Origin of the sequence: Aquimarina sp. MMG016, from assembly GCF_018100805.1 — a bacterium.
GTDB lineage: Bacteria > Bacteroidota > Bacteroidia > Flavobacteriales > Flavobacteriaceae > Aquimarina.
Genome location: NZ_JAGJEA010000005.1, coordinates 170,939 through 192,048 on the forward strand (window position 1 = coordinate 170,939; position 21,110 = coordinate 192,048).

The following is a 21,110-nucleotide window of genomic DNA, read 5'->3' on the forward strand; positions in this document are numbered from 1 at the left end:
AGGTAGGTGATGAGAGTATTTAGATCAGGTATATAAAGGTTCTGAACTCAGTGAACTTAATCTTAGAGATCCGTAGCACCTAGCAAAACATTGAGACAACAGGTTCGTCCTCCTGGAACACCTCTAATACCTCCACCAGTAACTTAAAAGGTACCTTATACAAACTTATAATGTTATATTTTAATATCTTACTTAAAACTCTACATTTAATAACTGCCCTGTAAGCTGTAATAATTGTAATTCTGCCAGCTTAGCATCATATTTAGCCAGATTCTTATTGGTTTGGGCATTAATCAAATTAATCTGTGCCTGTCTGAATTCTATAGAGGTGATCTGCCCTAGCTTAAAACGTTCTCGGGAACGATCAAAGTTATTTTGATTTGTTAGCACATTTTGTTGTTGGATATCATATATACTTAATCGATTCTCATAATTACCCAATGCATTGGCTATATCCCGTTTAACTTGTTGCTCTACCTGAGCTTGCACAAGTTCCTGATTATCTAAGGCAATCTTTGCATTTTTAACTCTGGTAATTGTACCGCCACCATCAAATAGATTCCAGCTTAAGGTTACTCCGGCCGCTAAGGTGTATGTGTCTGCTATATTTCCTGGAAAAAATGCAGAAGGAGGATTTCGGTTTTCATTCCACCCATAGGAACCTGTTAGCCCTATTGTAGGCAAATACCCTGATTTACTTACCTTAATATCGTAATCACTAATTCGAATATTCGTTTTGTTTTGCAATAATGTTACATTATTCTCAACTGATGTTTCCAGAAATCCATCAACTTCAAGCTTAGAAATAAAACTGACTGTCGTATCCACAGAAAACTGATCTTCTAATTCATTAACCAGCAGTATATTCAGATCGCGTTTGGTATTGATTAGTTGTTGTCTGGTATTTAACAAATTAATACTATCATTAGCTACATCAACTTCTGCATTCAAAACATTAAGTTTAGTATTCTGACCATACTCGAATTGATAATTTGCCCTAGACACTCTTTCTTTAGAAATACGAAGTGTTTGCTCCAGAATATCTACATTTTCTGATAACCTGGCAATCTCGTAATATACTGAAAATAGTTGTAAAACAGTATTTTCTATAGTTTCCCTAGCTTGTAATTCGGTTAGATTATACTGTTCTTTTAGTCTTTTATAATTATAAAATCTCCCCAAACCATCAAATAAAGTGTAATTAAGGTTTAATCCGGCATTATAACGTTGGGTTTCTGCACCGAGGATTTCTATATCCGGACGAGGCCTGATAATAGTATCTGTAGTACCTTCTGGAACAAATTCTTGTAGCACCCCTGGAAAAGAAGTATTTGATGAAGTAGATTGGTAATTCGCCCCTGCACTTAAAGCCAGAGATGGTAGATATCCCGAATTTAGGATGTTTTTATTATTCTTTGCAATCTCTATATTATTGGTAGCAATCAGTATCCCAAAATTATTTTCTAAAGCCAATCTTAGGGCTTCCTGTTTTGTTAACTTTTGGGCATTCAAATTCCCTAAAGCAAAAAACAGAAAGAAAACAAGTTGTAGTATATACCTATACTTCTTGCAATTCCTGATGTTCTTCATGTATTTCTTTTTGTTCTTTTATAGCGCGTTCCACCTCTTCTTTAGTGATATTATTTCCTGTAGCCAACCATTTTGTATTCACTTTTACATAATTACTAAAAGATAAATATAATGGCAGCAATAATAATGTAAGTACCGTAGCAAAACCAATCCCATAAGCAATAGAAATTGCCATTGGTTTTAGAAATTGTGCTTGTCTGCTTTTTTCAAAAATCAAAGGAGCTAATCCTGCAATAGTAGTTAATGAGGTAAGAAAAATTGCTCGAAAACGAGATTTTCCTGCTTCATATATAGCATCATCAAAAGTCATCCCGGATCTTAGGTTACTATTAAACTTACCGATGAGCACCAATCCATCATTTACCATAATCCCAATAAGTGCAATAATACCTAATAATGATAATATGTTGATCGGAAAACCGTGAACCCAATGACCAAAAGCAACAGCAGGAAGACTTAGTGGTATAAGTAATAGAAGTAACAACGGTTGACTATAACTTCTAAAAGTAAATGCGATAGTAATATATATTAAAGCCAATGCTGTAAGCCCTACTGGTCCCAAAGATCCTAAAAACTTACCTGCTTCTCGGTTCTGCCCCTCATAAGAAGGAGTTACTGTAGGATATTTAGAAATGATTTCGGGCATAATTACTGTTCGAATTTCTTCCAAAACATCTGTCGAACTTGTAGTTTCAGGATCTTTTATATCCGCAGAAATTTGAATTTCGCGTCTACTATCCAGATGATTTACAGCTACATCACCTCGCTCGATACTATAATCTGCAATTTCGTTTAGAGGTACTCGTTCACCTGATGTCGTGACAATCCTCATATTATCCAGATCTAGGATAGAGGAGCGATTCTCACGATCATAACGTACCCAAACTCTAATTTCATCCTGTCCCCTCTGGAATCGCTGTGCTTGCACTCCAAAAAATCCAGAACGTACTTGGGCCATCACATCCCTTAAATTGAGGCCAAGAGCATACGCATTTTCTTTTAGTTCTAATCTGATTTCTTTAATTCCTGCAGGATCATTATCAGCCACATCCTTTAACCTGGCATCATTTTCCAAAACTTTTTTAAACTCTTCTTTAGCTGCCTTTAATTCTCTAATATTATTTCCTAGTAAAGAAACTGAAACTGGGCTTCCGCCAAAATTCCCACCAGACCCAAAGATTAATCGCTCATTACCAAATACCGGACCTACCTTTTCGCGTAAGCGGTTTGCCACTAGTCCAGAGTTCACAGCATTAGGCCGCTCCTCACCAGGTAACATATTAATTCGTAAAGAAGCATTGGAAGAAGAATTGACACTTCTGATGATATTCTCGAATAACTCTTTGCCGCTATACTCTTCACCCTGTAAAAATTCTTCACTTAATTCTTCATTAACTATCCAGGCTTTTTCTTCGATCATAGAAATAATGGAATCTGTGATTTTTTCATTAGTTCCATTAGGCATCCCTAAATCAACCGATATCACATCACTAGCAATACGTGGAAAAAAAGAAGTTCTTACGATACCACCACCAATACCTCCTATAGTAAATATGAATATCACTATGAAAATAGAAAAGGTAAAAAACTTGTGTTGTAAAGCAAAACGAAGGGTAGGACTATACATGTTATCTCGTAACCATCGCATGATCTTATCTCCAAAAGTATTGATATAACGAAGCTTAGAAAACAGCTTTGCTATCCCTTTTTTAGGCTTTCCATCATCTGCTTTTAATGCCTTAGAATGCGCTAAGTGGGCAGGAAGAATAATTAACGCTTCTACCAATGAGATCGAAAGTGTAAGAATTACTATAACAGACACTTCGCCAAAAAAGTCCCCTATACGACCATCTAAAAATAAAAATATACCAAAAGCTATGATAGTGGTTAATATTGCAGAAACAATAGGTGGAATTACCTCCATTACTCCATCAATCGCTGCCTGAACTGGACTTTTACCCCTTTCATAATGCTGATAGATATTCTCAGCTATCACAATACCATCATCTACCAATATCCCTATAACAATGATCATCCCAAACAACGACAATACATTAATCGTTACATTAAAATACCCAGCAAAAATAAACATCCCCAGGAAGGCTATAGGTAATCCAAAAGCTACCCAAAACGCTAATCTTGTATTAAGAAACAAAGACAAAAAGGTAAGTACCAAAAGCATTCCAATAACAGCATTTTCTGTTAGGAGTTTTGTACGCTGCACCAAGGTAATAGAGCGATCACTAATAACATTAAGTTGTACATTATTATACTTCTCATTAAAGCTTTCAATGTATTCTTTAGTTTTTTCTGCAGAAGAAATCAAATCTTCAGTATTCGTACTGGTAATTTGCACATTAACCGACAGCTCTCCATTAAAATAAGAGGCATTGGGTGATTCTGAAAAGCGATCCCTAATATCGGCAACATCCTTAAGCCTAATGGTACGACCCGAAGCATCTGCCCGTATCACTAAGTTAGATAATTCACTGCCATAATAGGATCTATTATTTGCACGAATAAGATATTCCTCAGCACTTGTTTTAATTGTTCCACCTGTGGTTAAAATATTGGCTCGATTTACTGCCTGAGCAACTTCATTAAAACTAAGCCTATATGCAAGTAAGTTATTTTCATTTACGGCTATCTCAATTTCTTCATCAGGATAACCACTAATTGTAATCTGAGAAATACCTTCGATTCCTCTAAGATCATTTTCTATCTGACGTCCGATCTGTTTTAAGGTAACCAAGGGTATATTATCACCACTTACTGCAAAATTGATAGTAGGTCTAATAGCCTCTTGTTTAGCAACTACTATTGGCTCCATTCCGGTTGGAAATGTAGGAACCCTATCTACAGCATTCTTAACCTCGAGTAACATAAAATCAATATCCTTACCTTTCTCGATTTCGACATTGATACTTCCACTATTTTCTCTGGAAGTCGATGTTACTCGTTCCACTCCTTCTAATCCCTTAAGATTATCTTCTATTTTCAGTATAATACCTTCTTCTACTTCTAATGGAGAGGCACCAGGATATACAACATTAATACTAACGTTTTTAGAATCTGTAAGTGGGAAAAAAGAAGATTTAAGCGAAAGTGCTCCAAAAACTCCAAAGGCAATAAAAGCAATTACAATAACGTCTACGGCCACATGATATCTAATAAAATAGGAAATAATCTTGCGCATGGCTACTGTGTTAAGTTATTACTAATCACATTACTATCAGGGGTAGAAGATTTTTGTCCTTTCTCTTTATATACCTTAACCAACATCCCAGCGTAGGCTCCGGGAACAGGTTTGTTAAGTATGATATTTCCATCAGGAACTCCTTTAAGCACTACTTTTTTATCAGTAAAATATACTGGTTGCACATCGATCATATCTAAAATACTATCTCTGACTACAAAAATTCTACTTCCTTCCTGAAGTAGGTTTCTATCAATCTCTATAGCATTTTCCTCTTTTTTCGCATCCAGGTTAGCTTCGAGATATATCCCTTCTCTGAGCGCAGGGTCTTTGACCTCAATAAATGCGGTTATGGTTTGCGTAGCTTGATCTACTCTGCTATTGATTCGGGTTACAACACCTGAAAAGGTTTTAGTTTTATTCAGATTAGAAAGCTTTACAGATTTCCCCTCACGCAATAGATCGCCGTATTCTTTTCCTATAGCAACTTCCATCTCATATACACTAGTATCGATATATTCTCCCAGCTTTTGACCTTGACGAATCAGAGTTCCTTCAGTGACCAATGCTTCGGTTAACACTCCATCAAAAGGAGCAGAAATAGTATATTTTGCTAATCGTTGCTCTAGGTTCTTCACATTGTAATAAGTAGCGTATATATTTCTTCCTGTAATGAAATACTTCTCTTTTTCTGAAGTAATTTCTGGCAACTTAGGAGTAGCCTTATTCATATCAAAACTACTAAGATACTGCTGCCACTTATCATAAATCTCCGGATAATCCAATCGAAGATCCGGCATGATAGAAGTCACTAAGTTATACAGATTACTTTTGGCCGACTGCACTGAGGCATAATACTCTGAAGCATCTATACGAATCAAGGGTTGTCCTTTTTTATATTTTTGACCGGTTTTGAATAGTTTACTTCCACCCCTAAAAATACCCTGAACTTCAGCATATAATTCTAACCTTCTTTTGGCAGTAAGATTACCATTGGCGGCAATACTAATAGGTATGGTTGCATTTTTTATAGTATCTACAAAAACAGTTTTAACCTCCTTTACCGGTTTAGGCTTTTGCTTTGTGTTACTATCGATGATCATTTTGGCACCAAATATTGCACCCACAATCAGCAATAGTCCAAGTATAGAAAGTATAACATTTCTCATAAACAATTTGTTTAATCTTAAGCCTTAAAAAGTTACACAAAACTATCGACAACAAAGCTAGCTTGCCGTTAAAGAACTCATAAAAGTTCGCTTGCTTTTTTTACTAATCTACCGAAACAAAAAAAACATCTACAGAATAGATGTTTTTTAGGATAAAAAATATGTGAAATTATTATTCTGCTATATCAGCAATTTTAGTTTTTATCTTCTTAAGTGTTGCAATCAAGGTTTCTATTTCTTCGTGAGTTAGGCTTTCCTGAACTGCTGGAATCAAATCATACATAATAGGGGTTACTTTCTCTATGACTTCTTTACCGTGATCTGTTAAAAAAATACGATTGACCCTTCTATCATTCTCGTCACTTCTACGAACTACCAGATCTTTGCTTTCCATCGTATTCACCAATCTGGTCATTGATGTTTTATCGCGATGCGTAATAAAGGCCAAATCATTCTGTGGTTGCCCATCATTTACTCGTAAACGCTTTAACACACTCCATTGTTCTTTAGAAAGATCTAATCCATTCTCAGTAAAAGCTTTTTGAACCAAAAAACCAAAATCATAATGAATCTTTCCTATCCAAGAAAGTGCGTGAGCGTTTAAATCTATAGCTTTTGTACTATTCATACATTTATGCTGTTAAATTTTAAGCTACAAAAATATCTATAAAAATCTAGTTGTACCCTCTACTGGCGATAAAAATATCACAAAAGTAACCTATTGATTTTCACATAACATTAACTTAACATAGATTGTTTTTAAGCATTTTCAAAAATAGAAGAAACTATTGAAAATATGTCAAAGTAACCTAAGCAATACTTATAATTCCTTAAAAATTACCCTAATTAGATAAGGAATCTATTTCCTCCTGTAGCACCTCCCAATCTTCCATTAGTGTCGATAATTGGTCTTTTTTTGCTTGGTAATGATCAAAAAAATCAGGTTGAGCTATGGTTTGATCATAATTAATAGCCAATTCTACATCGATTTCCTTAATTTCTTTTTCAAGTTTATTGATTTTGGCTTCGACATTACTTAGTTTATTATTTAATGATTTTAGCTTCTTTTGATCCTGATAGGACTTTTTTGCAGTTTCTTTGGTATCAGAAACATCTTTGGGCTGTTGCTTATCTTTCTTTTCAATATCTCTCAGGTCATCCACTCTTCGTTGTTCCAGATAGAAATCTATATCACCCAGATATTCCTTGATTTGCTTATTCTTAAACTCATATACCGTATTAGTTAACCCTTGTAAAAAATCTCTATCGTGCGATACCAAGATCAAGGTACCTTCAAAACTTTTTAAAGCTTCTTTTAACACATTCTTGGACTTTATATCTAAATGGTTAGTAGGCTCATCCATCACTAGCACATTGAATGGCTCCAGAAGCATTTTACACAATGCCAATCGATTACGCTCTCCTCCAGACAGCACCTTTACCTTTTTATCTACTTCATCACCCCTAAATAAAAAAGCTCCAAGCATATCTCTAACCTTAGTGCGATTTTTCTCATTAGCGGCATTTACCATAGTTTCATGGATCGTAATCTCTCCATCAAGATATTCTGATTGATTCTGGGCAAAATACCCTATCTGAACATTGTGACCTAATTTCAGCATTCCCTGATATGAGATTTCATCAATAATGATCTTTGCCAATGTAGTTTTACCTTGTCCGTTCTGCCCTACAAAAGCTATTTTGGAGCCTCGCTCTACCAAAAGGTCAATATCACTAAGAATTTCTTTTTCACCATAAGATTTTCCAACACCATCTGCTTCAATGACCACCTTTCCAGGTTGTACGCTTACAGGAAAAGTCACATTCATTACAGCATTATCATCTTCATCAACCTCAATACGCTCGATTTTATCCAACTTCTTGATCAGTGATTGCGCCATAGAAGCTTTGGTTGCCTTTGCTCTAAATTTCTCAATCAATTTTTCAGTATGTTCAATTTGTTTGGATTGATTTTTCTGAGCTGCTAACTGCTGTTCGCGCATTTCATCACGAAGCACTAAATATTTAGAATACGGTTTATTATAATCATAAATCCTACCCAAAGAAATTTCAATAGTACGATTGGTAACATTGTCCAAAAACATTTTATCGTGTGACACAATCACCACAACGCCTGAATAATTCTTTAGGAAACTTTCTAACCAAATTATAGATTCTATATCCAAATGATTAGTAGGCTCATCCAATAATAAAATATCGTTGCTCTGAAGTAAAAGCTTTGCTAGCTCTATACGCATACGCCATCCACCAGAAAATGTATCGGTCAATCGATCAAAATCTTCTCTTACAAACCCTAATCCCTGTAAAACTCTTTCTGTTTCTCCTTGATAATTGTATCCACCAAGAATCTCATAATGATGAGTTAAGTCACTAAGCTCGGTAATTAGTTGATTATAACTTTTACTTTCATAATCTGTACGTTCTGCTAACTGAGCATTAATTTTATCTATTTCTCGTTCTGCTTTTTTAATTTCTGTAAAAGCCTCATATGCTTCATCAAGTACTGTTCTGCCCTCGATAAAATCTATGTCTTGTTTTAGGAAACCAATTTTCACTTCTTTATCCATCGCAAGTTGTCCGGAATCTGGCTCCTGCTCTTTGGATAAAATTTTCAGCATTGTCGACTTTCCTGCTCCATTCTTACCAATTAATCCGACACGATCTCCTGCCTGTAACCTGAAGCTTATTTCTTCAAAAAGATACTCTCCTCCAAACGAAATCGATAAGTTATGTATGTTTAACATCAGCTTTTGAATATTTTGTGCAAAGATGATTAATTTTGTGTTAGCATAAAAGTCGCTTATGAACTTCTTAAAAGGAACCAAAATTTATAGCATTCTTACAGGCAGTTGTCCTGTTTGTCAGGAAGAAAGCATGTATAAAACTTCGAACCCCTACAAGCTAAACCAAACCTTAAAAATGCAAGAACGCTGTAGTCATTGTAATACCAAATATAAGATAGAGCCATCATTTTTCTACGGCGCTATGTATGTAAGCTATGGAGTAGGTATCGCTTTTGCTGTAGCTGCTTTTGTTATTTCTAATCTTATTCTTAAACTTGGATTACTTAGCACTTTCTTTTCGATTGCAGGAACGTTGATTGTATTTCTTCCTGTAATTCTTAGGTTATCTAGGAATATCTGGATTAATCTTTTTATGCATTATAAAAAAGAAAAAAGCCTATCGTAAACCGTCAAAACGTTTGATATCTATTTCAGGATCCATATCAATACCTTTTTCTATATAATCATATAGCATTTTCGCAACAGAAGGTCCTATCATTATCCCTCTACTACCAAAACCATTAAGAATATGGATTTTTTCTTGTTCAGGATGTGTGCCTATTAAAGGTCTACGATCTTTTACAGTTGGCCTGATTCCCGCTACCTGGTCGACAATTTTATAATCAGCTTTTAGAAACTTTGCTAATTTTTCTTGCAACTCCTCCTTTGCTACACGTGTAGTATCAGAAGATTTATCCTGATTATTATAGGTTGCTCCAACTTTATACAAATTTTCTCCTAACGGAATGATAAATATTGATGATTTTACAGCTTCTTTTAACTGAAGTTCTGTAGATTTAATAATAAGATACTCTCCTTTGTTTCCCACCAAAGGCAGATAATTGAAAAATGGGTTCTTTTTAACTCCAAAGCCTTCACAAAAAATAATATTTTTTGCTTTAACTCCTTTATATTCAACACTATCTTCTTTTATGGTTAACCTATCATACTCGAAGGATTCCTCTATATAACGTTTACCTTCTTTTAGATAATCTACATAGATGGATAACATTTTTTTAATGTCAATTCTTCTAGTTTTATGTACCTGTCCGTAATAATAAGGTACATCCAAAGATGAATTCTCATTTTTAACCAACTCAGAAGAAAGAAATTCAGCTAAAACAGGTTTATCACAAGCTTCAAACCAAGTGTTTTGTTCCTCTATAGAATTAAATCTTCGAAATATCGGAAGGTCAACAACAAAAGACTCACCTAATTTATCCTCTATGTTTTTATAAAAAGTAACCGCAGTTTTAAGCTGATCAGAAGCATTCCAAGCAGCTGTAAAACGTTTTAATATAACCGGATTACACAATCCTCCTGCTACTCTTGAAGATTTCTGAGAATTATCTTCAATAACTATATATGAGTTACTATTATTTTCCAGTTGTTCTGCAAAGGACAATCCTGCTAATCCAAAACCAACAATGATGTAATCAACCATAGTTCAAAAATAAAAAACGCCCAACTATTAGTTGAGCGTTTCTATATTTATTTAGACATAATCAAGCTTAATATGCCCACATATCCATTTCGAAGTTTCTGATACTTTCTTTGATACGTTCACTTTCCAGTAACTGCATCAAAGCATTATCAACGATATAATCCTTAATCTCCCGGTCACCCTGTTCATTATCTTCTCTATAGATAATGGAGTTAAACCTTCGTGCATTAAGGATATGATCATAATTAAAAGGGAATGAGGTATTTCTTCTGTTGAATGCTTTTGCATTATGAAGAATTTCCCTCACATCCGGATACCACACCCAAAATAAAGGTACCATATCAGGCTCATCATCATCAATAAAGTTAACATCTGGAGCCACAGGTGCTATACCTAGCAATCTATATCTTAATTCTCCCTGACGCTTATCAAAATACCAGTATCCTCTAATCTTATATTCTGCGATATCAGCCGCAGTAATATCTCTTTGATTAATATATTGCTGTTCAACTTCTTCTCCTGCATTGAACTGCTCGAACCCAAGGTCAGTAGTATCAACTCTGGATAGTGTAGTCTTAAGATCCTCAAAAGTACGAGTCTCAGTAAAATATGAATCCGAATATAAATTCTTAATCTTACCATTTTTAACATTAGCGATCAAAACGTCATATAAAGAACGACGGTGAGCACCTATATTAAATGTATCAATAGGATAATACAAAGGAAAATTGATTCTTTCATCAAGATCAATGGTTTCCCATGTAGTTTTAGCCCATAATACGTCACGCTCATCGACATATCCATACTCTAACGGATGGTCATTATCATACTTGATCTGTTCTTGAGTCTTCTTTCCTATTTCATCAGGAGTATCTGCGTTTAGTACATTTGCCTGACCGTATGAAAAGAAAGTTAAGAAAAGACCAAAAACGGTCGCTAAAAAATTTCTCAAATTCATAATTATTAATCTTTTTAGTTTGTTAACTCAACAATAACCGGAGATATTTTCTTTAATCTATATGACTTGTTAGTAGTTAACTTAGCTTTTACATCTATGATTTGCACAGAAGACCCTCTCTTAGCTTTACGTAAAGCTGATTTAGCCTTCGTATTTAATCTTTTACCATTAACACTAACAGTCGGTTGACCTTCTACTTTAAACTTAAATCCAGTAACATTTAGTTTAATATCAAAATCAAAGTCCGGTAAAATAGCTCCTATAGAAGCAATTTCAAGAGCTTTCTTAGACATCTTTACAGCTCCATCTTCACCACGAACAGTTCCAACAGGTCTAGGAATATCTTTAATTCTAAATTTCTTACTATCACTTACAGTAGAACCGTTTGGCAATTTACCACTAACCTTAATTCTAACCTCACGAGCTTTTACTGTAGTTACGTTCATCATATATTTACCCGCACCACCTAATTTTCTTAAACCAGGTGCTGAAGCATTAACAGCCGGTACACCAGGGATAGAAATAGTCATTGGGTTATTTACTCCACGATATACCACATTCATTTTATCAGCAGAGATTACTGCAGAATTTGGTTTCGGTATTACTGCATAAGAACTCTGGATTGGAATTTTTACTATAGAATCTCCTTCTTTAAATTCAAGTTCTCCTTTTACTTCTCTTTCTCCAACATTTCCTGCTGGGAAATCAAGCATGATCTGACCATTCTGAACTTCATTCTGCTCTTTACCATTAACCATTACTTTAGTTGGCTTCAAAGTAGCATCAAAACGTCCAAGAACGATTCTTCCTTTAAAACTCTCTCCACTAAAGAAAGCTGTCTTATCCGGAACCACAATTGCTTCATAGTTACTAAACGAAAGTTCTGAAGCTTGCTGACCAGCCAATAAAGCAGATAACACTTTACTCTCTGTAGTTTTCACATCAGTTTGCATCTGAGTAAGCTTAGTAATAGATGCTACCATTGGAAAACCTTCAAAGTTATATTTTAACCAATCTACAGGTCTGTTATCTCTATTTCTTACTTCTCCAGTAGCAAATGTTTTATCAACATCATCTGCAACTTGAGCATCAACTTCTTTTACAGTTCTAATAGTTGAAGAAACACCATCTCTATACGTGTTAATTTTTTCTACAAACTCCTTAGCTGCTGCCGTCAGGTTACCTCCTTCAAAAAACTTTTGATCAAGAGCAGCAGATTTATCCATTGTTTCATAATCTGTAGGATCGTCAGCTCCTTCTAAAATTTCAGCTTTTAATTGATCTATATAAGCATTAAACTCATTAGATAGCACACTAATTTGATCTGCTTTTTCTTTAAGAGGGGTATATTTTTCTGGTTGCTCTGAAACTTTTTCAGCCAAACCTGCCATAAAAGCAGTATTACGTTCAGTAGAGATAGCGTTAGAGCTAGTCAACTTCTCATTCATTAAACCGAAAGCTGATAGTACTTCTTTCGACATATTTAATGCCATCATCGCTATAAATACCAAGTACATAAGATTAATCATCTTCTGCCTTGGTGATAATTTTCCTGCTGCCATATTCTTTTTAGATTTTGGTAGTTATATATTTTCTTTCTAAATAAATGTTAACTTCTGTTCATTGCAGTTAACATACCACCATAAACCCCATTAAGAGAAGACAGGTTACTAGACAAGCTCTTCATTTGCTCTTCCAATGCTTTAGCATTATCCGCAATTGCAGCGTTAGCTTCAGCTTGTTTTGCAGAAGATTCCAACTGTACTTTATAAAGGCTATTTAAAGATTCTAAGTGACCAGCAGCAGTAGCCATTTCTTCACTATATTTTTTAGTTCCCTGAATAGCATCTACACTAGGAGCAATTCCTTTTGCAGCACCTTCGAAGTTACGGATACTTTCTCCAAGGCTATTCATTAAATTAGTATCTAATCTAGCTTCTTTAAGCATATCATCTAATTTTTTAGACAATAAACCTTCTGGAGTTTCTTTTTCTTTTTTATCTCTTTTGCTACCTCCAGCTAATTCTGGATATACTAGAGACCAATCTACATCATCATCAACAGGTTCGAATGCAGAAACAGTAAATACTAATGCTTCTGTAATAAGACCTATGATAAGCATTTCGTTACCAAATGGCCAGTGCATAATTTTAAATAATGCTCCAAGGATTACTACAGCCGCTCCTAGACCGTATACCATATTCATTAACTTCTTGCTTGATTTTGAATTTGCCATAATAATAAATGTGTTTAGTTTTTTTAAAAAATTTAATAATTAAAAAAGGTTAGTAATTAAGTTGATAGAAAATTTTGGGACTTATTTCTCGTTTCGAGTATTATCTTCTCCAGTAATGTCAGTACCCATATAGTCCTGAACAGTTCTGAATCCAATATAACTTCTCGCAGAGTCGGCGTACTCATAATCTCGGGTGCTTACCTGTAGGAAATAAGCAACATCTTTCCAAGATCCTCCACGCACTACTTTACGTTTGTTCTCATCATCATTGACATTTGGGTTCATTGATGATACATATTCATATGCTGATGGGTCGTAGGATGATTGCACCCACTCTGCCACATTACCTGCCATATTATAAAGATTATAATCGTTTGGCTCAAATGCGTCTGCCTCTACAGTATATAAAAAGTTATCCGCAGCATAGTTTCCTCTTAAAGGTTTAAAATTAGCTAGAAAACAACCTCTGTCGTTCAAAGCGTAGGGTCCACCCCAAGGAAAAGTAGCTGATTCTAAACCACCTCTTGCAGCGTACTCCCACTCAGCTTCCGTAGGAAGTCTGAAATAGTTCACAAGTTCTTTATTACGTTTCTTTTGGAATGTATTTTTCTCTATAGTTCTCCAACGGCAGAAAGCTTTTGCTTGCTCCCACGAAACGCCAACTACAGGATAGTCGTCATATGCACTATGCCAGAAATAATCATTATGCATAGGCTCATTATATGAATAATTAAAATCTTTGATCCAAACCGTTGTATCAGGATACACCTCAATCACTTCTTCTTTTACGAAGTCTTTTCTTCTTCCTTGTTTAGCGCGTGCAGCTGCTTGAATATCCATCCAAGTAAATCTAAACTCGAATTTACTTACATCAAGAGTACGTCTACCATTATATGACTCTTCTAATGGTATATACATAGTATCCATTACTTCAGCATAAAACTCATCAGGATAATCTTCTGCATCCCACTCAATATCTATATCTTTATTAAGTTTTCTACCTTCATATCCGGTTTCACCAGTACCACTATAATTATCGTACATATACTTCTCGTATACAGACATATTTTCAGTATCGGCGTCTAAAAATGCATATTCGCCAATACCATCATCTCCTGGGGTTTTTCCTAATTCATCAGCCATAATAGCTAGTCTCATACGAATTGTAGAATCACGAACCCATTGAACAAACTGTCTATATTCACTATTAGTGACTTCGGTTTCATCCATGTAGAAAGAACGGACGGTTACCGTTTTTGTAGGCGCATTAGATAATGCTGCCTTGTCGTCATCCGATTTACCCATGATAAACGATCCTCCGGGGATGAGGGCCATTCCATAAGGTTTTTGTGGATGCCATTTTTTACCTTGTGCTCCGATTAGTTCTCCGCGGTTTCCACCACCACAACTATAGAGCATTGCCAAAATAGCAAAGAGTGATACAAATTTCTTCATAACGTGTTTTAGGTTAAGATCTTCTAGATTTAAGGTCGTAAACCTATTTATTTATTTCCAGAAAAACAATTTTTTTCCAAAAAAAACCTTAAATCAGCCTAATAAAAATGTTAAACTTCGTTTTTTCGTTTTGCCTTATACCATCTTTCAGGTATTTCTTGATTACAAGCGCGCTCATAATCGTTGTATGTGCAAGGTAATAACGTGTGTCTTTTCAATTTATTATTCCCTGAAGCAATAAAAGGTATTTCTATCCACCATCTTTGTGTTTTCACACTCTTATAAAAGGATAAAATCTCATCTTCAACAGGAACATTATAATGAAGTGTGCCTTTAGCATTTTTGATATTCAATTCATCAGACCTGTAATTGAATCCTTCAATAAAATACCAAATAATCTGAGCTATTAATAACGCTGGTGTTTCTTCTTGTTTAAAATTTTTGAATTCATATATCCCAAAACTTTTTACCTTATCACTAATTCCTGCATACCTGGATATCGCACAAATCTCTCTGCCATCAAATCCATTGGGTGAAGCATACATATTATTAATACAATTAGCATTCATTGCCCCCATATCTACTGTTACTATATCAGCATCCCGCATAATAGGCTCAACAACGGTTACATCTGAGATTACCTCTCCTAAACGATACGCATCAAAATAAAGTTTCTCTATAAGATCAATCTCCTCCTGAGCATTAAAATACGTTTGATACCCTATATTACTATAATTAAATAGGTTATATGGTTGCTCTACAATAATTTTACCTATAAAAGATTTATTGGTTATCGGCTGAGAAGAGTTACCCAGATCGAATCGACTATCTACATTAGCCAGATTTACCATTCGCTCTAAGACATCAAAAGATCTATATTGAGCATATACTAAATCCTGACTCCCTCCTAATATTATCGGTAAGATATCTTTTTTTAATAAAGAAGATAATACTTCCTGAACCAAGTAATAGGTGTCACTAACTTCATTTCCTGGAGCAATATCCCCTAAATCCACGATTTTAGCATCCCAATTACCTGGAAAAAGATCATAAAATGATTTACGAATAGTATCAAAATTCAATTGCTCTCCAAGATAATTTTCATCATTTCTATTCTCCTGCACTCCTATAATAGCAATATCAACCTCATCTAGATCCGGAACCCCAGACTCGGCAGTATGAATTTTGATATGTTTTCCTAAAGCATAATCCGAAACTAATGCGGTATGTGCGGCTACTAAATCACTAACAGGTGACAAAAATTCGAAAGACATATTTTATTTCTTTTTTGCAGAAGTCTTTTTAGTAGTTTTCTTTTTGGTTGTTTTCTTCTTAGGAGCGTTTTTCTCGATTAGGTCTTTTACTTTTTCTAAAGTTAATTTAGAAGCATCTACAGTTTTAGGTAACTCGATTTTAATTTTACCTTTTATAATATTACTTCTGCCCCATCTGGCTTTTTCTACACGAATACCTTCTTCCTCCCAATTATGGATTACCTTATCAATCTCCTTTTGTTTCTTTTCCTCGATCAATTGTACAATATCCTCATCAGAAAGGTTATCAAAATCGTATTTTTTATTTACATTGATAAACATCCCGTTCCATTTAATAAATGGACCAAATCGACCTTTACCTTTTTGCACAGGAAGATTCTCATACGTATATATTGGAGCATCTGCTTTTTCTTTAGCATCGATCAATTCAATTGCTCTTTCTAAAGAAGTATTTAATGGATCTTCTCCTTTATCTAGCGAAACAAATTTTTCGCCAAAACGCACATAGGGGCCAAAACGACCATTATTAACCACAAGAGTTTCTCCTTTATATGTTCCGATCTCCTTTGGTAACTGAAATAAATCCATTGCTTCTTCAAAGGTAATACTGCTTAATGTCTGACCAGGAGGTAAACTTGCAAACCTAGGTTTATCCTCATCCTCTGCAGTACCAATCTGAACCATTGGACCAAATTTACCTAAACGCACACTTACAGGCTTTCCTGTTGCAGGATCTTCTCCTAGTATTCTCTCCCCGACTTCTCGATCAGCATTCTGAGCTACATCTTCTACTCGCGGATGGAATTCATCATAAAACTCTTTCATGACGTGAGTCCAGTCTTCCTGACCTTCTGCTATCTCATCAAAATCCTGCTCTACCTTTGCGGTAAAATTATAATCAAGGATTGAAGAAAAATGATTCACCAAAAAGTCATTTACTACCATCCCAACATCAGTAGGGATTAATTTCCCTTTATCACTACCTACTTTTTCAGACAGGTTCTTTTGACTTATATCATCGCCACTAAGTGTCATCTGAACATATGAACGAAGCTCCCCTTCTTTAGCGCCTTTCTCAATATATTTTCTATTCTGAATAGTAGAAATAGTTGGAGCATAAGTGGACGGACGCCCTATACCTAACTCTTCTAGTTTTTTAACTAAAGCAGCTTCAGAAAATCTACTTGGCGGTCTGGTAAATCGTTCTGTGGCAGAGATGTATTTATTAAATAAGGTTTCGTTTACCTTCATTGCAGGAAGAATTCCTTCTTGCTCCTCATCTTCATCATCGTTGCCTTCAAGATATACTTTTAAGAAACCTTCAAATTTGATTACTTCTCCGTTAGCAGTAAACTGCTCTTTGTGTTGATTAGCTTCAATTCTAACGTTTGTTCTTTCTAACCTAGCGTCACTCATTTGTGAGGCGATAGCTCGTTTCCAAATCAATTCGTATAATCGCTGCTGATCGTAATCCACATTTACACTATGCCTTGAAAAATCTGTAGGACGTATTGCTTCGTGAGCTTCTTGAGCTCCTTTTGACTTACCTTTATACTGCCTTGGATTACTATAATCCTTACCATATGCAGAAATAATTTCTGCTTTTGCGCTATTTTGAGCTTCAACTGATAAATTCACACTATCAGTTCTCATATATGTAATCAACCCTGCTTCGTACAATCGCTGCGCCATAGTCATAGTCTTACTTACAGAAAAATATAATTTTCTAGAAGCTTCCTGCTGCAATGTAGAAGTTGTAAATGGTGGTGCAGGCGACTTTTTAGCTGGTTTGGTAGTAAGGTCTGCGACATTAAAAGAAGCTCCTATATTTTTTTTCAAAAATGCTTCTGCTTCCTCTTTAGTTTTAAAGTTTTTAGGAAGTTTTGCTTTAAATGATTTTCCAGACTCATTAGAGAATTCTGCATCAATTCTATAAGATGCCTCAGGTTTAAAACCAATAATATCACGTTCACGTTCAACTATCAACCTTACAGACACAGACTGCACCCGACCAGCTGACAATCCTCCTTTAACCTTTCTCCATAATACCGGAGATAACTCATAACCTACCAAACGATCCAATACACGTCGGGCTTGTTGCGCATTAACAAGGTTATAATCTATACTACGCGGATTTTCTATTGCCTTAAGAATAGCATTTTTAGTTATTTCATGAAAAACAATCCTACGAGTTCTTGTCTTATCCAACTTAAGTGTTTCTGCAAGATGCCACGCAATTGCTTCTCCCTCTCGATCTTCATCACTTGCCAACCATACCATTTCTGCTTTCTTAGAAAGATCTTTAAGTTTTTTAACCACATCCTTCTTGTCTTTAGAAACGATATATTTAGGTTTAAAATCTCCTTCTACATCGACTCCAAGTTCTTTTGCAGGTAAATCTGCAATATGCCCAAAACTAGATGCTACTGTATAATCTTTTCCAAGAAATTTCTCTATTGTTTTGGCCTTTGCCGGCGACTCCACAATCACTAAATTCTTAGCCATAATCCATTTTTTTTGTGACAACAAAAGTATATCAATTTTTTGATATCGAGATTCTTTATCAAAAAATTAGTTTAAAAAAAACCTGCTGAATAGCAGGTTTATAAAGATTTTAGTTTACTAATAACGTATCTTCTTCCTGAGATTCTTCCTCATCAAACCCTACTGTATCCTTATACATATAATATATAACGATATAAGAAAAAAACATTGTAGCAATTATTCCTATATAACAAACGATTAAACCAAGAGCCGAAAATATACTAGAAACTAATATTAGCCCAAAAAAGACCAACCAATATTTATTCCCTAATTTAAAAGCTGCTTTAATAATATCCCCAACACTCATTTCTTGATTAAAAATAAAAATTGGAATTACTAATTGAAGTGGAACCATCACATAGAAAACAGGAAAATAACAAGCCAAGGCTGCCACCAAGGCTATCCCCATATTAGCTAAAGAAATTAGTATAATTTTACCGAAATGATTTTTGGCAATAGTAAAGTAACCGCCTGTTTCTTCTGTTAGTCCTAAATCTTCGTTCTTTAAAACTTTAAGAAAGTGACCATAAATAGAAATATTAAATACTTGCAACACAAAAGACAATACAAACACCAATAATATCCATACAATAATCATAATAACAGAAAAGCCTTCTAAAAATTCAGGTTGGTAATATGGATCTCCCGAATTCTGAATCATATCTATATAAAAAGGTAAAAGAGGGATGTAAATAATTAAGATAAAAGGAATGGCCAAAGCCAAGCTTATCAATACATGGACCAAACCAATCGAAAATGTTTTTTTGTACATCTCAAAACTTTTGGATAAAACATCACCAAAATCTGGTTTTTTCGAATTTTCTATTTTTTCAAAAAGTTGATTAGAATTCATAGCAAAGGTTGATTTAGTTGATTTATTTGCCTCAAATATATATTTTTTAAAAAATAAAATCCTGACACTTTGTCATAAATCGTTTTAAAAAGTATCTTTGCACACTATTTGTCCCGAATTGATAAGTAATTATTTTTATGGAGAAGATTATTGATGAAAGTGTACAAGGACAACCTCTTGTTCTTGACCAAAAGAAAGAAAACCAACGTAAGCTTTTTATAGAAAGTTATGGTTGCCAAATGAATTTTAGTGATAGTGAAATTGTAGCATCAATTCTTGCTAAAGAAGGTTTTAATACTACTCAAAATCTAGAAGATGCAGATTTGGTTTTGGTAAACACTTGTTCTATTAGAGAAAAAGCTGAACAAACCGTTAGAAAACGTCTTGAGAAATATAATGCTGTAAAAAAAATCAATCCGGGAATGAAGGTTGGTGTTCTGGGTTGTATGGCAGAACGACTGAAAAGTAAATTTCTGGAAGAAGAAAAAATAGTTGACCTTGTTGTAGGCCCTGATGCATATAAAGATCTTCCTAACCTTATCGAGGAAGTAGATGCCGGTCGTAATGCAGTAAATGTAATTTTATCAAAAGAAGAAACCTATGGAGACATCTCTCCAGTTCGTCTACAAAGCAATGGTGTATCTGCCTTTGTATCTATTACAAGAGGTTGTGATAATATGTGTACATTCTGTGTGGTTCCTTTTACCAGAGGAAGAGAACGTAGTCGTGATCCCCAGAGTATATTAGAAGAAATTGATGATTTAGCTGCTAAAAATTTCAAAGAAGTTACTTTGTTAGGCCAAAACGTGGATAGCTTTTTATGGTATGGTGGTGGCCTGAAAAAAGATTTTGATAAAGCTAGTGATTTCCAAAAAGCAACAGCAGTTAATTTTGCAAAGCTATTAGATATGGTTGCAGAAAAGCATCCTAAGCTAAGACTAAGATTTACAACATCTAATCCTCAGGACATGACCCTGGATGTAATCGAAGTTATGGCTAAACATAAAAATATCTGCAAATACATTCACTTACCTATCCAAAGCGGAAGTGATCGTATTCTTAAGGAAATGAATCGTCTGCATACTCGCCAGCAATACTTTGAACTTATAGACAATATCAAACGAATTATTCCAGAGTGTGCAATTTCTCAGGATATTATATCAGGTTTTCCAACAGAAACCGAAGAGGATCACCAAGATACTCTATCATTGATGGAGTATGTAAAATATGATTATGGATTTATGTTTGCATATTCAGAAAGACCGGGAACACTTGCTGAGCGCAAAATGGAAGATGATGTTCCTGAAGAGGTTAAAAAACGAAGGCTTTCTGAAATCAATGAATTGCAGAGAAGTCATAGCAAATACAGATTAGATGCTCTTGTAGGCAAAACTGTAGAAATATTGATCGAAAAAGCTTCTAAAAAATCTGACGAGCACTGGAGCGGAAGAACTACACAAAACTCTGTTGCTGTTTTCCCAAAAGAAAACTATAAGGTTGGAGATTTTGTAATGGTACGTATTGATGATTGTACCAGTGCTACGCTAATTGGTGAAGCTGTTGGATATTCTGAAAACAATTAAATAA

The 21,110-nt window shown here is 34.8% G+C and carries 15 protein-coding genes; 2 read left to right on the forward strand and 13 right to left on the reverse strand.

What is annotated here, in order from left to right; translation table 11 throughout:
* Positions 1-192 precede the first annotated feature (192 nt).
* The 5 genes from J8M14_RS11945 to J8M14_RS11965 all read right to left on the reverse strand — a co-directional run bounded on the left by J8M14_RS11945 (position 193) and on the right by J8M14_RS11965 (position 8,720).
* Positions 193-1,590: a TolC family protein gene (locus tag J8M14_RS11945; protein WP_211074852.1), complete on the reverse strand. Its 1,398-nt coding sequence runs from the start codon at positions 1,588-1,590 to the stop codon at positions 193-195.
* On the reverse strand, positions 1,559-4,786 hold the full coding sequence (locus tag J8M14_RS11950; protein ID WP_211074853.1) for an efflux RND transporter permease subunit: 3,228 nt from the start codon (positions 4,784-4,786) through the stop codon (positions 1,559-1,561). Before J8M14_RS11950 ends, J8M14_RS11945 begins: the two co-directional genes overlap by 32 nt.
* A 2-nt stretch (positions 4,787-4,788) precedes the next feature.
* Positions 4,789-5,955, reverse strand: a complete 1,167-nt coding sequence (locus J8M14_RS11955) for an HlyD family efflux transporter periplasmic adaptor subunit (RefSeq protein WP_211074854.1) — start codon at positions 5,953-5,955, stop codon at positions 4,789-4,791.
* 172 nt (positions 5,956-6,127) lie between these two features.
* On the reverse strand, positions 6,128-6,583 hold the full coding sequence (locus tag J8M14_RS11960; protein WP_211074855.1) for a MarR family transcriptional regulator: 456 nt from the start codon (positions 6,581-6,583) through the stop codon (positions 6,128-6,130).
* A gap of 214 nt (positions 6,584-6,797) precedes the next feature.
* Positions 6,798-8,720 carry an ABC-F family ATP-binding cassette domain-containing protein gene (locus J8M14_RS11965; protein WP_211074856.1) on the reverse strand — a complete coding sequence of 641 codons (1,923 nt, stop codon included), beginning with the start codon at positions 8,718-8,720 and terminating at the stop codon, positions 6,798-6,800.
* Positions 8,721-8,778: 58 nt separating this feature from the next.
* Between J8M14_RS11965 and J8M14_RS11970 the strand changes: the two genes are divergently transcribed.
* On the forward strand, positions 8,779-9,165 hold the full coding sequence (locus J8M14_RS11970; protein ID WP_211074857.1) for a DUF983 domain-containing protein: 387 nt from the start codon (positions 8,779-8,781) through the stop codon (positions 9,163-9,165).
* Here the strand turns inward: J8M14_RS11970 and J8M14_RS11975 are convergent.
* The 8 genes from J8M14_RS11975 to J8M14_RS12010 form a co-directional block, all read right to left on the reverse strand.
* Positions 9,157-10,203: an FAD-binding oxidoreductase gene (locus J8M14_RS11975; RefSeq protein ID WP_211074858.1), complete on the reverse strand. Its 1,047-nt coding sequence runs from the start codon at positions 10,201-10,203 to the stop codon at positions 9,157-9,159. The genes J8M14_RS11970 and J8M14_RS11975 overlap by 9 nt on opposite strands.
* 67 nt (positions 10,204-10,270) lie before the next feature.
* Positions 10,271-11,161 (reverse strand): gliding motility protein GldN, encoded by an 891-nt coding sequence (gene gldN, locus J8M14_RS11980; protein WP_211074859.1) that lies wholly within the window; start codon positions 11,159-11,161, stop codon positions 10,271-10,273.
* 14 nt (positions 11,162-11,175) lie between these two features.
* The gene (gene gldM / locus J8M14_RS11985; protein ID WP_211074860.1) at positions 11,176-12,723 is read right to left on the reverse strand and encodes a gliding motility protein GldM; all 1,548 of its coding nucleotides are present in this window, start codon (positions 12,721-12,723) and stop codon (positions 11,176-11,178) included.
* Between the two features lie 47 nt (positions 12,724-12,770).
* Positions 12,771-13,397, reverse strand: coding sequence for a gliding motility protein GldL (gldL, locus tag J8M14_RS11990; RefSeq protein WP_211074861.1), 627 nt, complete (start codon positions 13,395-13,397; stop codon positions 12,771-12,773).
* An 81-nt stretch (positions 13,398-13,478) separates the two neighbouring features.
* Positions 13,479-14,852, reverse strand: coding sequence for a gliding motility lipoprotein GldK (gldK, locus tag J8M14_RS11995; RefSeq protein ID WP_211074862.1), 1,374 nt, complete (start codon positions 14,850-14,852; stop codon positions 13,479-13,481).
* 110 nt (positions 14,853-14,962) lie between these two features.
* Positions 14,963-16,126, reverse strand: coding sequence for a formimidoylglutamase (locus J8M14_RS12000; RefSeq protein ID WP_211074863.1), 1,164 nt, complete (start codon positions 16,124-16,126; stop codon positions 14,963-14,965).
* 3 nt (positions 16,127-16,129) lie between these two features.
* Positions 16,130-18,631, reverse strand: a complete 2,502-nt coding sequence (gene topA / locus J8M14_RS12005; protein WP_211074864.1) for a type I DNA topoisomerase — start codon at positions 18,629-18,631, stop codon at positions 16,130-16,132.
* A gap of 109 nt (positions 18,632-18,740) precedes the next feature.
* Positions 18,741-19,523 carry a hypothetical protein gene (locus tag J8M14_RS12010; protein WP_211074865.1) on the reverse strand — a complete coding sequence of 261 codons (783 nt, stop codon included), beginning with the start codon at positions 19,521-19,523 and terminating at the stop codon, positions 18,741-18,743.
* Between the two features lie 137 nt (positions 19,524-19,660).
* Here J8M14_RS12010 and miaB point away from each other — a divergent pair, with 137 nt between their 5' ends.
* The gene (gene miaB / locus J8M14_RS12015; RefSeq protein WP_211074866.1) at positions 19,661-21,106 is read left to right on the forward strand and encodes a tRNA (N6-isopentenyl adenosine(37)-C2)-methylthiotransferase MiaB; all 1,446 of its coding nucleotides are present in this window, start codon (positions 19,661-19,663) and stop codon (positions 21,104-21,106) included.
* Positions 21,107-21,110: the final 4 nt, after the last annotated feature.